The 15,499-nt window shown below is 55.6% G+C and carries 11 protein-coding genes; all 11 read left to right on the forward strand.

The window, feature by feature from the left end; all coding sequences use genetic code 11:
• The first annotated feature begins 31 nt into the window (after nucleotides 1-31).
• Nucleotides 32-937 carry a metallophosphoesterase family protein gene (locus ACFPOF_RS02205; protein ID WP_378129184.1) on the forward strand — a complete coding sequence of 302 codons (906 nt, stop codon included), beginning with the start codon at nucleotides 32-34 and terminating at the stop codon, nucleotides 935-937.
• On the forward strand, nucleotides 934-2,385 hold the full coding sequence (locus ACFPOF_RS02210; RefSeq protein ID WP_378129186.1) for a leucyl aminopeptidase family protein: 1,452 nt from the start codon (nucleotides 934-936) through the stop codon (nucleotides 2,383-2,385). Before ACFPOF_RS02205 ends, ACFPOF_RS02210 begins: the two co-directional genes overlap by 4 nt.
• 25 nt (nucleotides 2,386-2,410) lie before the next feature.
• A complete protein-coding gene (gene iolD / locus ACFPOF_RS02215; RefSeq protein ID WP_378129188.1) occupies nucleotides 2,411-4,276 on the forward strand; it encodes a 3D-(3,5/4)-trihydroxycyclohexane-1,2-dione acylhydrolase (decyclizing) in 1,866 nt (621 codons plus the stop codon).
• A gap of 83 nt (nucleotides 4,277-4,359) precedes the next feature.
• The gene (gene iolC / locus ACFPOF_RS02220) at nucleotides 4,360-5,370 is read left to right on the forward strand and encodes a 5-dehydro-2-deoxygluconokinase (protein ID WP_378129190.1); all 1,011 of its coding nucleotides are present in this window, start codon (nucleotides 4,360-4,362) and stop codon (nucleotides 5,368-5,370) included.
• A gap of 50 nt (nucleotides 5,371-5,420) precedes the next feature.
• Nucleotides 5,421-6,890, forward strand: a complete 1,470-nt coding sequence (locus ACFPOF_RS02225) for a CoA-acylating methylmalonate-semialdehyde dehydrogenase (protein WP_378129192.1) — start codon at nucleotides 5,421-5,423, stop codon at nucleotides 6,888-6,890.
• A gap of 58 nt (nucleotides 6,891-6,948) precedes the next feature.
• Entirely contained in the window at nucleotides 6,949-7,761 is an 813-nt protein-coding gene (gene iolB / locus ACFPOF_RS02230; RefSeq protein ID WP_378129194.1) for a 5-deoxy-glucuronate isomerase, read from the forward strand.
• Between the two features lie 1,584 nt (nucleotides 7,762-9,345).
• The gene (locus ACFPOF_RS02235) at nucleotides 9,346-10,695 is read left to right on the forward strand and encodes a glucose-6-phosphate isomerase (RefSeq protein WP_378129196.1); all 1,350 of its coding nucleotides are present in this window, start codon (nucleotides 9,346-9,348) and stop codon (nucleotides 10,693-10,695) included.
• Nucleotides 10,696-11,421: 726 nt separating this feature from the next.
• Nucleotides 11,422-12,207: a tyrosine-protein phosphatase gene (locus ACFPOF_RS02240; protein ID WP_378129198.1), complete on the forward strand. Its 786-nt coding sequence runs from the start codon at nucleotides 11,422-11,424 to the stop codon at nucleotides 12,205-12,207.
• Nucleotides 12,208-12,220: 13 nt separating this feature from the next.
• The gene (locus tag ACFPOF_RS02245; RefSeq protein ID WP_378129200.1) at nucleotides 12,221-12,964 is read left to right on the forward strand and encodes a YveK family protein; all 744 of its coding nucleotides are present in this window, start codon (nucleotides 12,221-12,223) and stop codon (nucleotides 12,962-12,964) included.
• A complete protein-coding gene (locus ACFPOF_RS02250) occupies nucleotides 12,948-13,628 on the forward strand; it encodes a CpsD/CapB family tyrosine-protein kinase (protein ID WP_378129202.1) in 681 nt (226 codons plus the stop codon). The genes ACFPOF_RS02245 and ACFPOF_RS02250 overlap by 17 nt, the downstream gene beginning before the upstream one ends.
• 18 nt (nucleotides 13,629-13,646) lie before the next feature.
• Nucleotides 13,647-15,485 carry a polysaccharide biosynthesis protein gene (locus tag ACFPOF_RS02255; RefSeq protein WP_378129204.1) on the forward strand — a complete coding sequence of 613 codons (1,839 nt, stop codon included), beginning with the start codon at nucleotides 13,647-13,649 and terminating at the stop codon, nucleotides 15,483-15,485.
• Nucleotides 15,486-15,499: the final 14 nt, after the last annotated feature.

Here is a 15,499-nt window from a genome sequence, read left to right on the forward strand (position 1 = left end):
TGGCTGTATGCGATAAGAGGGGGAGACCATAATGGGAGTCGACTTGAAATTCAACGAAGACAAAACGTTTACGATCATGCAGTTGACGGATATGCACTACGGTCCTGACAAAGAGGACAGCAAAGGCAACGATACGAAAACGAAAGCGCTCGTCGAACGTATCATCGCCTCGGTGAAGCCCGATCTGATCGTGCTTACCGGCGATATGATCTGGAGCAACAACGTGCCCGATCCAAAGGAATCGTTCCGTAGAGCGATTGCGCCGATCGTCGCGTCGGGTATTCCTTGGGCGGCCGTATTCGGCAATCACGATGCGGAAGCGGGCGTCTCGCGGGAAGAACTGATGGCGATTCAACAGGAACACGATCTTTGTTTGTCCGAAGCCGGTCCGGAGGACATTAACGGAATCGGCAACTACGTGTTGACGGTGAAAGGGGCGGGCGGAAGCACGGAAGCGGCGGCTTTGTACTTCTTCGATTCCGGAATCGAAGCGCCGGAACCGATCGGCGGCTACGCCTGGATTCATCCGGATCAAGTGTACTGGTATACGAAACAATCCGCACAAATCGCGGAACGTAACGGCGCTTCGCTACCTGCGCTTGCCTTCTTCCACATTCCATTCCCGGAATATAATGACGCTTGGAAAGACGAGCATGTGAAAGGCGTTAAAGAAGAGAACGTCGAATGCCCGAAAGTAAATACAGGTTTGTTCGGAGCAATGGTTCATAGGGGGGATGTGGTCGGCACTTTCGTCGGTCACGATCACGACAACGATTACGTCGGCACGGTTCATGGCATTCGCCTGTGCTATGGTCGCGTAACGGGCTACAACACGTATGGCAAATTAAAAAGAGGCGCGCGCGTCATCCGTCTGCATGAAGGCCGGCGCGATTTCGATACGTGGATCGTCGAAGAGGACGGGAGCGTCGTTCGATGAAATTTATTATCGGGCAAGAATTGCAGGCGCAAACGCTGGTTGTTCCGGCGTTCAAGGAAACGCTATCCCAAATACCGAACATTCTGCCATCGTTAAGAGTCGAAGCGCTGCTTCCCCATATGGGCGCAAGGCATGCGGTCACTTGGTTTTACGGCCATCATGGACAGCCTGACCTGCTCATAGTCGGCATGGGTGAGGCGGCCAAGTATCAGCCGTCTTGCCTGCGAGAAGCGGCGGGCAATGCGGGGCGCGCGATCGTCAAAGAACAACGCCGGAAGGCCGCCGTTTCATTCGAAGCGCTCGGCTCGGAAGGCGTTTTCGCCGGTTGTACGCCCGAGACCATTGCGGCATGGGTAGAAGGCTCGCTGCTCGGAACGTATGCTTTCGATAAATATAAACAAAACAAGACGGCGCGACCGGATGTGGAAATGCAGTTTATCGGCGACAACACGCCGGAAGCGAATGAAGCGGTCAGGCTAGGGCAAGTGCGTGCGGAAAGCACGATGTGGGCCCGCGATTTGACGAACGAGCCGCCGAATTGCTTGCGTCCGCTCACGCTGGCGGAAAGAACGATTGAACGGTTCGCAGACACGCAAATGAATGTGACGGTTCATCAGGGCGCCGATCTGGAACGTCTCGGATTTGCCGGAGTGGCGGCCGTAGGCAGAGGCAGCATCCACCCGCCGGTATTCATTGAAGCGCGCTACTGCTCGGACGAAACAAAGCCGTTAATCGCTTTGATCGGCAAAGGCATCACTTTCGATACGGGCGGCATCAGCTTGAAACGCGACAACGACATCAGCGATATGCGGATGGATATGGCCGGAGCGGCAGCGGTTCTCGGAGCGCTGGATATGCTGGCGAGAAGCGGGGCGGCGGTGAATGTGGCGGTACTGGTGCCATCGGCTGAAAACAGTCCATCGGACCGCGCGTTGCTGCCAGGCGAAATCATTCGTTATGCGAACGGATTGACGGTTCAAGTCGGTAATACGGATTCGGAAGGCCGGCTTGTTCTAGCGGATGCGCTGATCTATGCGCATAAGATCGGCGCGACACAGGCGGTCGATATTGCGACGTTGACGTATTCCGTTGTTGGCGCACTCGGCTCCAAGCTCGCCGGCGTATTGGGAGACGACGGACTGGCTGCGGAGCTTCAGGCGGCAGGAGAGCCGTTCGGCGAGCGCTTGTGGCAGCTTCCGCTTGTCGACGAGTACGAATCCTACTTGGACAGCGATTACGCCGATACGAGCAACATCAGCAGAGTGGGCGAAGCAAGTGCCATTACGGCTTCATTATTTTTACGCAAATTTGTTCATCCTTCGCTGAAGTGGGCGCACATCGATATGAGCGGGACGAAAGAATCCTCATCCGCTAAAGGGGAATTGGCGTTAGGCGCGACTGGTTACGGAGCACGATTGCTGGCTTCTTATGTAACGGCACAGCGTTAAGAGCAAGAGCGAAAGGAAGAGAGCGATGAAAACGATACGTTTGTCCATGGCGCAAGCGCTGCTCAAGTTTCTGGATAATCAGTTTATCTCAATTAACGGCCGAGAAACGAAATTCGTGAAAGGCGTTATGGGGATATTCGGACACGGCAACGTCACAGGCCTTGGCGAAGCGCTGGAGCGCTCCCCGGGCGGGCTCGAATTTATTCAAGGCAAAAACGAGCAAGGCATGGTTCATGCGGCGACTGCTTTCGCCAAGCAACGCAACCGCACGCAAATTTATGCCTGCACCTCGTCCATCGGTCCAGGCGCGCTCAATATGGTCACGGCAGCGGCTACGGCTACGGTCAACCGGATTCCGGTGCTGTTGCTGCCCGGCGACAATTTCGCCACACGGCAGCCGGACCCCGTGCTGCAGCAATTGGAGGTCGCTTCGGACTACACGATTGCGGCGACTGACGCCTTTAAACCAGTCAGCCGGTATTGGGACCGCATCGTTCGGCCCGAGCAGTTGATGACGGCGGCGCTGCAAGCGATGCGAATATTGACCGATCCGGCAGAGACGGGAGCGGTTACGCTGGCGCTGCCGCAGGATGTGCAGGCGGAGGCGTATGACTATCCTTTGGAGTTTTTCTCGAGGCGGGTACACGTCATTGATCGCAGACCGCCTTCCAAAGCTGCGATCGAGAGAGCGGCTTCGTTGTTCGCCGAGGCGAAACGACCGCTGATCATCGCGGGTGGCGGCGTACTGTATTCCGGCGCGGAGCAAGCGCTGGCGGCATTTTCCGAGAAGTTCGGCATCCCGGTGGCGGAGACGCAAGCCGGTAAAAGCGCACTTCCGTGGAACCATCCGTTGAACATGGGCGGCCTTGGCGTTACAGGAACGTTGGCGGCGAATGTGCTCGCTCGCGATGCGGATTTCATCATCGGAGTCGGCACGCGTTATTCCGATTTCACGACGGCTTCGAAATCGGCGTTCCGCAACCCGGACGTCAAAGTGCTGAACATTAACGTCAATGCCGCAGATGCCGCGAAGTTGAACGGAACGGCGCTGACCGCCGATGCCTGCGAGGCGATTGCGGCTTTGCAAGCGGCACTCGCTGCGCAAAGTTATCAAACCGGTTATGCGGAGGGCGAGCTTGAGGGGCATAAGACGGCATGGGATCGGGAGGTCGACCGTCTGTATGCGGACGTATGTCCGGAAGGCTTTTCCCAAACGCGGGCGCTTGGCGTGATCAACCAAACGATCGATCCTTCGTCTGTGATCGTATGCGCGGCAGGCAGCTTACCGGGCGACTTGCACAGGCTGTGGCGGCCGGCCGCTCCGAAGACGTACCATCTGGAGTACGGCTTCTCTTGTATGGGGTACGAAGTCAGCGGCGCGTTCGGAGCCGCGCTCGCTGAGCCGGATCGCGAAGTATATGCTGTCGTCGGTGACGGCAGCTATTTAATGATGCATTCCGAACTGGTAACGAGCTTGCAGGAGAAATGCAAGATTACCGTTCTGTTATTCGATAATCACGGATTCCAATGCATTCACAACTTGCAGAGGGGCCATGGAAGCGACGGTTTCGGCAACGAATTCCGCTACCGTTCCGAGGGAACTGGCCGTTTGACCGGCAGCTATATGTCGATCGACTTTGCCGCGCATGCCCGTAGCCTCGGCGCGAAGGCGTACACCGCCAGAACGCCGGAGGAGCTTCGCGAGGCGCTGGAGCGCGCGAAATCGGAGACGGTGACGACGCTAATCGAAATTCCGGTCGTGCCGGGGACGAATACGCAAGGATACGAATCGTGGTGGCACGTAGGCGTGCCTGAAGTTTCCGTATCCGGCAAAGTGACGGATGCCCATCAAGAAATGAGGGCGCGCGTCGGGGAAGCGAATCCGTACTAAAAGACAGCTCAGCGGCAACCAGCGGTCGGTAGTTAGACTAATCCTCATCCTTTTCCATTTGTTGTGAAAGAAGGTGTTTAGCAATGGCATATGTCTCATTCGATTCAGCGAAAAAAACGGATTTCGTCGCCGTCGGCCGGTTGTGCATCGATTTGAACGCGAACGAAATCAACCGTCCGATGGAAGAGACGACTACGTTTACGAAATATGTGGGCGGCTCTCCGGCCAACATTTGTATCGGAATGTCCCGCCTGGGACTTCAAACCGGATTTATCGGCAAAGTGGCGGACGATCAGATGGGGCGTTTTATTACCCGCTATCTGGAAGCGAACGGCATTGAAACGTCCAATGTGACGACGGATCGTACAGGTGCGGTTACGGGGCTCGCGTTCACGGAAATTAAGAGCCCGACGGATTGCAGCATTTTGATGTACCGCGACAATGTCGCCGATCTGAAGCTCGAGCCGACAGAAGTATCGGAGGAATTGATCTCCAGAACGAAAATGCTGCTGATTTCCGGTACGGCACTCGCCCAGAGCCCGTCTCGGGAGGCGGTGTTCCAGGCACTCGATTACGCGAAGAAGCACGGCGCGGTGATCGCCTTCGATCTGGATTATCGTCCGTACACGTGGGTATCGGATGCGGAAACCGCCGTGTATTACAATCTGGCGGCGGAGAAATGCGACATCATCATCGGCACTCGCGAAGAGTTCGACATGATGGAGCAGTTCGAGCGCAACCCGGAACGCGACGACCGGATTACGGCGGCGAAATGGTTCGATTATTCGGCTGAGATCGTCGTCATCAAGCACGGCAAAGAAGGCTCCATCGCGTACACGAAAGATGGAGCTTCTCATCGGGCGGACAGCTATCCGGCCAAAGTGATCAAGACGTTTGGCGCAGGCGATTCTTATGCGGCAGGGTTCTTGTACGGATTGATGCAAGGCTGGGATATTTCTCGGTGCATGTCGTTCGGCAGCGCCGCTGCGTGCATTGTAATTTCCAGCCACAGCTGCTCCGATGCCATGCCGACGTCCGAGCAAGTGAATGATTATATCGCCCGGTGCGAACGAGGCGAAATTACCGCTTCCTGAAGCGAATTGTCCGCATAGACGGTTTAGAAGTTTGAAAGGGGATATAAGCGATGACCAATCCAAGCGAACAACAACAGCCCCAAACGCTGAACAATTATATCGGCGGCCAGTGGGTGCCATCCGCTTCTGGCATAACGGAGCCGGTATTCAACCCGGCGACGGGAGAAATAATCGCACACGTGCAGATCTCTTCGAAGGAAGAACTGGATGCTGCCGTGCGTACGGCGAAAGCGGCTTTCGTTACATGGAGCCGCACGCCGGTGCCGCGCCGCGCTCGCGTTTTGTTCAAGTATCAGCAACTGCTCGTAGACAACTGGGAGGATCTCGCCCGGATCATTACGCTGGAGAACGGCAAGAGCTACACCGAGGCTCACGGGGAAGTACAGCGCGGCATCGAATGCGTCGAATTCGCGGCGGGAGCGCCTACGCTGATGATGGGCAAGCAATTGCCCGATATTGCCTCGAACCTCGAGTCGGGCATGTATCGCTATCCGATTGGCGTTATCGGCGGCATTACGCCGTTTAACTTCCCGATGATGGTGCCATGCTGGATGTTCCCGCTCGCGATTGCTTGCGGCAATACGTTTGTACTGAAGCCGTCGGAAAGAACACCTTTGCTGGCGCAACGGCTTGCCGAGCTGTTCGCGGAAGCCGGACTCCCGGATGGCGTCTTAAATCTTGTGCATGGTGCGAAGGATGTCGTAAACGGCTTATTGGAGAATCCGGATATCGCAGCCGTCTCCTTCGTCGGTTCGCAGCCGGTTGCGGAATATGTCTACAAGACGGCGACTGCGCACGGCAAACGGGTTCAGGCGCTTGCAGGGGCCAAAAATCACTCGATCGTTATGCCTGACGCCGACCTCGATGCAGCGGTTACGCAAATCGTCAGCGCCGCGTTCGGCTCCGCCGGCGAGCGCTGCATGGCGTGCGCGGTTGTCGTTGCGGTAGGCGATATCGGGGATGTTCTTGTCGACAAGCTGAAAGCGGCGGCCGATGCGCTCACGATCGGCAACGGCATGGATCAAGGCGTTTTCCTCGGCCCGGTTATCCGGGATTCGCATAAAGAACGTACGCTTGGTTATATCGCGGCCGGCGAGCAAGAGGGCGCGCAGTTGCTGCGCGACGGACGCGCCGACGCTGCATCGGATGGGGAAGGCTATTTTGTCGGCCCGACGATTTTCGACGGCGTTCAATGCGAGATGAGCATCTGGAAGGACGAAATTTTTGCTCCGGTGCTGTCGATCATGCGCGCGGATACGTTGGAAGAGGCGATCGATATCGCCAACCGTTCGGAATTCGCTAACGGGGCGTGCCTGTTTACGACGAACGGAAGCTCTGTGCGGCAGTTCCGCGAGACGATCGACGCCGGCATGCTGGGCATTAACCTGGGCGTTCCTGCGCCGATGGCGTTTTTCCCGTTCTCTGGCTGGAAGAAGTCGTTTTATGGTGATATGCACGCTAATGGCCCTGACGGGGTGGAATTTTATACGCGCAAAAAGATGGTGACCGCCCGGTGGTAAGCCGGATTATATGCAACAATGTGTGCAAAGTCGTATGCCAGATGGGAGGAACGCGCTGATGAGCAATTTGATCGTATCGCCGGAGCGGAAGCCGGGTGAAGATGGCCGCGTGTTGGCCGTCTCCCCCGCTTCCGCCGGCTGGAAATATGTCGGCTTCGAAGTGTTCCGCTTACAGCCGGGTCAGACGCTGAGCCGGAATACGGAAGGCAACGAAGCGTGCCTCGTGCTGCTGAGCGGGAAGGCCGACGTGCGGACGAACGACGCTGCGTGGACTGACATTGGGCAGCGCATGAGCGTGTTCGAGAAAACGCCGCCGTACTCCGTCTATGTGCCAGGCCAGAATCTTTATGAAGTTACGGCGCAGACGGAATTGGAACTGGCCGTCTGCCTCGCTCCAGGCTCGAATAATCTGCCGTCGCGCCTTATAGCGCCGTCCGATGTGGGCGTCGAGCTGCGCGGCAGCGGTTCGACCGAGAGGCTGATTCACAATATTTTGCCGGAATCGCAGCCTGCAGACAGTCTGCTCGTCGTGGAAGTGTTCACGCCGGAGGGCCATTGGTCGAGCTACCCTCCGCATAAGCACGACCGGGACGCGTTGCCCGAAGAGTCGCTGTTGGAGGAAACTTATTATTATCACGTTCAGCCGGAGCAAGGTTTCGCTATCCAGAGGGTGTACACCGACGATCTGTCGCTGAACGAGACACTTGCCGTCCGCGACGGCGAAGTCGTTCTTGTGCCGAAAGGATACCATCCGGTGTCGGCGCCTCCCGGCTATGACGTGTATTATTTGAACGTAATGGCTGGGCCTGTGCGGACGTGGAAGTTCCATAACGACCCGGCCCACGCTTGGCTGATGCCTCCGCGCAAATGAGAATTGAAATGTTTGTTCTAAGCATCCGGACATTACGGTAAAAGCGTATTTGCTGTACGGCTCAACGGTTTCTGATTCCGTGCGACCGTTCAAGGTTCATCTGTTCCAAAGCGGAGGCAACGGCCTCTTGCTGGCGAAAGCCCACACTTCCGGAGGCTAAAGCGCCGACGTGAATCCCCGCTTCTCGGAGCGGTTCGCGTTATGCGTCTCATGGCTGCGGGAAGTGGTGGGCTATTTTGCGTCCGAAGGGATGCGTTTCGCCGAAATAACGTCGCCCCGCCCCGCAGCCTAACATGTGCCCTCTTTGTACGAAGTTTCGTATTAACTCCTGCCGACGGATTACCACGCGACTCGCTTTGTACGATATTTCGTACAAACGTCCTCAGACGGACTACTACGCTCGCGTTTCGCCGAAATAACTGCCCCACGCCGCTAATCGCTCGCAGCTTCGCTTTTCGCCGAAACAACGTCGCCACGCGCCGCTAATTGCTCGCAGCTTCGCTTTTCGCCGAAACAACGTCGCCACGCGCCGTTAATTGCTCGCAGCTTCGCTTTTCGCCGAAATAACGTCGCCACGCGCCGCTAATCGCTCGGATTTCCGTGTTTCGCCGAAATAACGTCGCCACGCGCCGCAGCCTAACATGTGCCCTCTTTGTACGAAGTTTCGTATAAACTCCTGCCGACGGATTACCACGCGACTCGCTTTGTACGATATTTCGTACAAACGTCCTCAGAGAGACTTCCACGTACCCTGCTTTGTACGATATTTCGTACAAACGTCCTCAGAGAGACTACCACGTACCCCGCTTTGTACGATATTTCGTACAAACGTCCTCAGAGAGACTTCCACGTACCCCGCTTTGTACGATATTTCGTACAAACGTCCTCAGACGGACTACTACGCTCGCGTTTCACCGAAATAACGTCGCCCCACGCTGCCACGCCGCTAATCGCTCGCAGCTTCGCTTTTCGCCGAAACAACGTCGCCTCGCGCCGCTAATTGCTCACAGCTTCGCTTTTCGCCGAAACAACGTCGCCTCGCGCCGCTAATTGCTCGCAGCTTCGCTTTTCGCCGAAATAACGTCGCCCCGCGTCGCTAATCACTCGCAGCTTCGCTTTTCGCCGAAATAACGTCGCCCCGCGCAGTTAATTACTCGAACCTTCGCTTTCCGCTTTCCGAATTTCACCGAAATAACGTCGCCCTACGCCGCTAATCGCTCGAACGCTCGCGTTTCGCCGAAATAACGTCGCCCCGCGCCGCTAATCGCTCGAACACCCGCGTTTCGCCGAAATAACGTCGCCCCGCGCCGCTAATTGATCGAACCTTCGCTTTTCGCCAAAATAACGTCGCCCCGCGCCGCTAATCGCTCGAACACCCGCGTTTCGCCGAAATAACGTCGCTCCGCGCCATTCTGCCCGCCCCTATTACCGCCCATTCCTGCAAACAAACTGAATCAGAGTACAGAGAAGTCGCATCTTCATCAAACCTTCATCGAACCCGGCTTGTATGAACCCGGCATATTCAGTATTCTATATCTAATGTTTATACGACCGTTGACGGTCAAGAGAGAAAGGGAGATGGCAATGAGTAAAACGATACAGTTCGACTATTCCAAAGCATTGCAATTTGTTGGCCAGCACGAGATCGATAACCTGGCGCCGGCCGTCAAGCTGGCTCACGAGCAATTACATAACGGAACCGGAGCCGGTTCCGACTACTTGGGCTGGATTAACCTGCCGTTCGACTACGACAAGGAAGAGTTCGCCCGTATCCAAAAAGCAGCGAAGAAAATCCAGTCCGATTCCGACGCCCTCGTCGTGATCGGCATCGGCGGTTCTTATCTTGGCGCCCGCGCCGCGATCGAGATGCTGCAACATTCCTTCTACAACACCCTGTCGAAGGAGCAACGCAAGACGCCGCAAATTTTCTATGCCGGCAACAACATCAGCTCCACCTATGTGACGCATCTGCTTCAAGCGCTCGAAGGCAAAGAGTGGTCGATCAACGTCATTTCCAAGTCCGGCACGACAACCGAGCCGGCGATCGCATTCCGTATTTTCCGCGATGCGCTCGAGAAGAAATACGGCAAAGACGAAGCTCGCAAACGCATTTACGCCACAACGGACAAAGCTCGCGGAGCGCTGAAAGTGCTTGCGACCGAAGAAGGCTACGAGTCGTTCGTTATCCCCGACGACGTCGGCGGCCGTTACTCCGTGCTTACGGCGGTTGGTTTGCTGCCGATCGCGTCGGCCGGCATCGACATTGAAGCGATGATGAAAGGCGCGCAAGACGCAGCGACCCGCTTCAACAATCCGAACTTAAGCGAGAACCATGCGTACCAATATGCAGTCGTTCGCAACGCCCTGTACCGCAAAGGCAAAGCGGTTGAAATTCTCGTCAACTACGAACCGGGCTTGCACTTCGTATCGGAGTGGTGGAAACAACTGTACGGCGAAAGCGAAGGCAAGGACTACAAAGGGATTTACCCGGCTTCCGTCGACTTCTCCACGGATCTGCACTCGATGGGGCAATTCGTGCAGGAAGGCAACCGGATTATTTTCGAAACGGTGCTGCAGGTCGGCGAAGTGGCTGATCAAATTACGATCGAGAAAAACGAAGACGATCTTGACGGCTTAAACTTCCTGGCCGGCGAGACGCTTGACTTCGTTAACAAGAAAGCTTTCCTTGGAACGCTGCTTGCGCATACGGACGGCAATGTGCCGAACTTGATCGTTAACTTGCCGGACATGAGCCCGTATACGTTCGGCTACATGGTTTACTTCTTCGAGATCGCGTGCGGCGTGAGCGGCTACTTGCTCGGCGTTAATCCGTTCGACCAACCCGGCGTCGAAGCGTACAAGAAAAACATGTTCGCGCTGCTCGGCAAACCGGGCTTCGAAGAGCAGAAGAAAGAGCTGGAAGCGCGGCTTTAAATCTTGTTTAGTTGTTAACAGTAACCGCTCCGCTCGTCATCGCGACGAGACGGAGCGGTTTTTTTGCGGGACGGGAGATGAAATTCACCTTCGAGCACTAGGTCTAATCTCCGGGATCGACGCCATGTCGTTCGTATCCTCGATAAAGACAACTTGAGCATGCCGCCTTCTATGAGAGTATTTTAACGCAGCGATTGCATTCGTCGTACATCAGGATGACAGGGAGGCCGTTACGCGGCCTTTTTTTGCTGTCATTTTTGCGAGTCATCTTAAATCTACCTAAAGTTTTCTCATCCCGAACGCTATTCCGCAACGCCTCCCCTGCTTTTTGTATCCGCCGGAAGAACCACATCTCAGAGCATATGTGACGCAAGTCCCTGTGCAAGGCATGCTAATACGACGGGCTAGACGGAGTCTAAGAGCGACAATCCAATATCCGCCGGGCAAATGAAGCATTTATGTATCATTCCGAAGTCACTCTTTCTCGCTTTTTATTTTTAACATATTTAACCATTTGACATATGATTTTCAAAACTGCCCCGTGTTGGTGTTGCCGAACGAAAGCCAATACAAGGTGAAATAGCGTTCGGGTTTGGGCAAATTTTCCTCGAGCGAATTTTCTGAAAATAAGGTTCAGGGTCTATTTTGACTACGCCTTTCAACTCTCTATTTGCCGGGAGCTTGTGTGACATAATGTTGGCAATAGTGTTGGAAGGAGAGTGACGCTTGGTCGATCTGCACTGTCATATACTGCCCGGTCTTGACGACGGGCCTGTCACGCTGGAGGAATCGCTTGCGATGGCACAAGCCGCAGCGAAGGAGGGAATTCGCATTTTGTATGCGACGCCGCATCATCTCCGAGCCCCTTACGAGAATGGGAGGGAGAAGGTGGTCGAGGCCGTCGCCAGACTTAACGAAACGTTGAGAGAAGCCGCGATCCCGGTCGAAATCCGTTTTGGCCAAGAAGCGAGAGTGTGCTCCGAATTTGTCAGGGAAGCGTGGGAGAACCGGCTGCTTCCGCTGGAAGGAACGTCCGCCGTTCTCGTGGAGCTCCCCTCGTTCGGTATTCCGCCAGAATGGGACGATGTGTTGCATGAGTTGGCATTGCTAGGGTTAACGCCGATATTGGCTCACCCGGAGAGGAACCGGGCAATTGCAGAAGATCCGGAGCTTCTGAGGCCATACGTCGATGCGGGATTGTTGTGCCAGATTACGTCGCATTCGCTTACCGGCGAATTGGGGGCCCGTCCAGAAGCCGCGGCGTTAAGCTTGTGTGGAATGGGGCTTGCGCACTTCATCGCTTCCGATGCACACGATTCGGTGAAAAGACCGTACAAGCTGAAAGCCGCATTCGACAAAATCGAAGGCAGGTACGGAGACACGATGGCGCGGAGAATGGAAGACAATGCCCGCCGCCTTGCAGCCGGAGAGCGGATCGATAGCCGGCAGCCCGCCGTGAAACCTGTGCCGGCAGTTAAGTTATTCGGCTGGCTAGGAAGAAAGGGGTCTTGAGGTGGAACTGGATTTGAAACAAGTGATGTCCGTCCTTCGCAAAAAATGGTGGGTCGTTGCGGCGATCACGATCGTCGGTACGCTGGCGGTCGGCACCTACTCTTCCAAGTTCGTGCAGCCTGTCTACAAGGCATCGACGAAACTGATCGTGAACTCCGCCTCCGATATCGGCGGTTTTAAGTTGGACTTGAATCTGATCAACTCGAACATCAGCTTGATCAGCACGTACAAAGAGATTATTCGTACGCCGGCCATCATGGATATTGTCGCAGAGCAGTCCGAATTGCAGGTGACATCCGACGAATTGATGGGCAATATCGGCTTCAGTTCGGTGAACGGCACCCAGGTCGTTACGCTCACTTACGCTGATCACGACTACAGGAAAGCCGCCAAAATCGTGAACGAGGTTTCGGTCGTTTTCCAGCAAGAAATCTCGAAGATCATGAAAGTCGACAACGTCTATTTGCTTAACGAAGCGGACGTGAACAAGCAGCCCGCACCGTTCGCGCCTAACGTCAAGTTTCAAGTCGCGGTCGCTTTCATTTTGTTCTTGCTTTGCGGAATCGGTACGGCGCTCCTCCTCGATTATTTCGACGATACGTTAAAGAGTGCGGCTGATGTGTCCGACGTGCTCGGCTTGCCGACGCTGATCGTCATTCCGACGATCAAATCGTCTAGCGCAGAGGAAAGCTCGGATACGCGGACTTCCAGCGATAAGCGAAAGGCGGGTGAGTCGTACCATGCCACGGCCAACTGATGACCGCAAAAAGCTGATCACCGCCGCGCAGCCGAAGTCTCCTGCTGCGGAAGCTTACCGGACGTTACGCACGAACTTGCAGTATTCCGGCTTGGACGATCCGATACGTTCGATGATGATTACGTCTGCAGTGCCAACGGAAGGCAAGTCAACGACGATCAATAATCTCGCGATCGCGTATGCGCAGTCCGACCGCCAAGTCGTGCTAATAGACGCAGACCTTCGCAAGCCGACAGCGCATCATGCGTTTGGCGTATCCAACCGCTTCGGCTTAACCGGACTCTTAACGGGTCGCTGTTCACTTGAGGAAGCGGTGATTTCGACACACGTCAAAGGATTGTCTGTCATAACGGCCGGCGTAGTGCCGCCGAATCCGGCGGAAATGCTCGCTTCCCGCAAAATGGATGAGTTGCTTGAGGAGCTCAGGGAGCGATTCGATCTCGTGTTGATCGACACTCCGCCGGTGCTTGCGGTGAGCGACGCGCAAATCATTTCCACCAAATGCGACGGCGTACTCCTCGTCGTGAAAGCCGGAAAATTAAAACGCGCGGAAGCGCTCAGAGCGAAAGAACAGCTGACGTTCGTTCAGGCGCGATTGCTCGGTGTCGTTCTGAACCAGGCAAAAAGCGCTGACGGCGGCTCGTATTACTATTACGGAAGTTGACTATCGGGAGGAATTCAGATGAACCTATCCAGACGATTCTCGGCTTGGGCCGCGATCGATATCGCGTTTCTATGGTTAAGCGTCTATGCGGCGTTCGTCATCCATGAAGGAGCGGGGCTTTCGGCGGCGCAGTCGTCGCTCGCCGCAGCTTATGGAGCGATTAGCGCGCTTGTCGGAGTCGGAGCCATGTTCGTGTTCGGACTGTATCGCCGCTTGTGGCAATACGCGAGCATCGGCGAACTGCTCTCGCTCGTCCGTTCATCGGTCGTCGCGACGGTCGCGGCATACGCGATCGCCGCCGTAGCTTTGGGAGAGCGGATTCCGCTTTATGCGCCGGTGCAAAGCTTCATGACGGCGTTGCTGCTCGTCGGCGGCAGCCGCTTTCTATGGCGGCTTGCCTGCGACCGTTTCGGAGCGGACAGAGGCCGTAAAGGCAAGAACGAGCCGCATAAGAAGGCGCTTATCGTCGGAGCGGGCAACTGCGGAACGCTTTTCGCCAAAGAATTGCTGCAGAATGATTCTTATTTGGCCAAACCGGTCGCTTTCGTGGACGACGACCCTTACAAGCACGGCTTGGAGGTGCTGGGCATTCCGGTGCTAGGCGGGAGAAAAAACATTCCGGATTTCGTAGAGGCGAAAGGCATCGAAGAGATCATCATCGCCATGCCGACCGCCTCGAAGACGCAAATTTCCGAGATCGTGAACATTTGCAAGAACACGAAAGCGAAGTTGCGGATCATTCCGCACTTGCAGGACTTGATTCAAGGCAAGGCGGCAGCACAGCAAATCCGCGACGTCTCCGTCGAAGATTTGCTCGGCAGGGAGCCGATTCGCACGGACTTGAAAGGGATCGCCGAGTATGTGCAAGGCAAGACGGTGCTCGTGACAGGCGCAGGCGGATCGATCGGTTCCGAACTGTGCCGCCAGATCGCTCCTTTTCATCCGACAAGACTGCTGCTGCTCGGCCATGGGGAGAACAGCATCTACTCGATCGAGATGGAGATGCGCACTTCTTTTCCGGAGCTTGAACTCGTGACCGTGATCGCCGACGTACAAGACCGTACAAGACTCGAAGATGTATTCCGCGGCTGGCGGCCCCAAGTCGTGTTCCACGCCGCCGCCCACAAGCACGTTCCTCTGATGGAACGGAATCCGTCCGAAGCGATCAAAAACAACGTGCTCGGGACGAAAAACGTTGCCGATTGCGCGGATGCGTTCGGAGCGGAGCGATTCGTCCTCATTTCCTCCGACAAAGCGGTTAATCCGACAAGCGTGATGGGAACGACGAAACGGATCGCCGAGATGTATATCCAAGGCTTGGACAAGACGAGCCGTACGAAATTCGTCGCTGTTCGCTTCGGCAACGTGCTTGGTAGCCGGGGCAGCGTCATCCCGCGCTTTAAGCAACAGATCGCGAGCGGCGGACCGGTTACCGTTACGCATCCGGAAATGGTTCGTTACTTCATGACGATCCCCGAAGCGGTTCAACTGGTCATCCAAGCGGGCTCTTTCGCCAAAGGCGGGGAAATTTTCATTCTGGATATGGGCAACCCTGTCAAAATTTACGACCTCGCCGTCGATCTGATTCGTCTGTCCGGGTTCGAGCCCGGCATCGGTATGGACATTACGTTCAGCGGCATCCGCGAAGGCGAGAAGCTGTATGAGGAACTGTTAACGAAAGAGGAGGGCCTCACCTCGACGATGCATGATCGCATCTTCGTCGGAAAGCCGTCCCCGATCAACCGGGCGGAGCTGGAGTTCGAGATCCGTTTGCTCGAGCGCGTGCTCGGCAAAGAGCCTGAGGAAATTCGCAATACACTGCAACAGCTCGTTCCGACCTATCGCAATGTCTCTTAACCAAGTTTACCAAT

Origin of the sequence: Cohnella soli (assembly GCF_042655525.1) — a bacterium.
Taxonomy (GTDB): Bacteria; Bacillota; Bacilli; order Paenibacillales; family Paenibacillaceae; genus Cohnella; species Cohnella soli.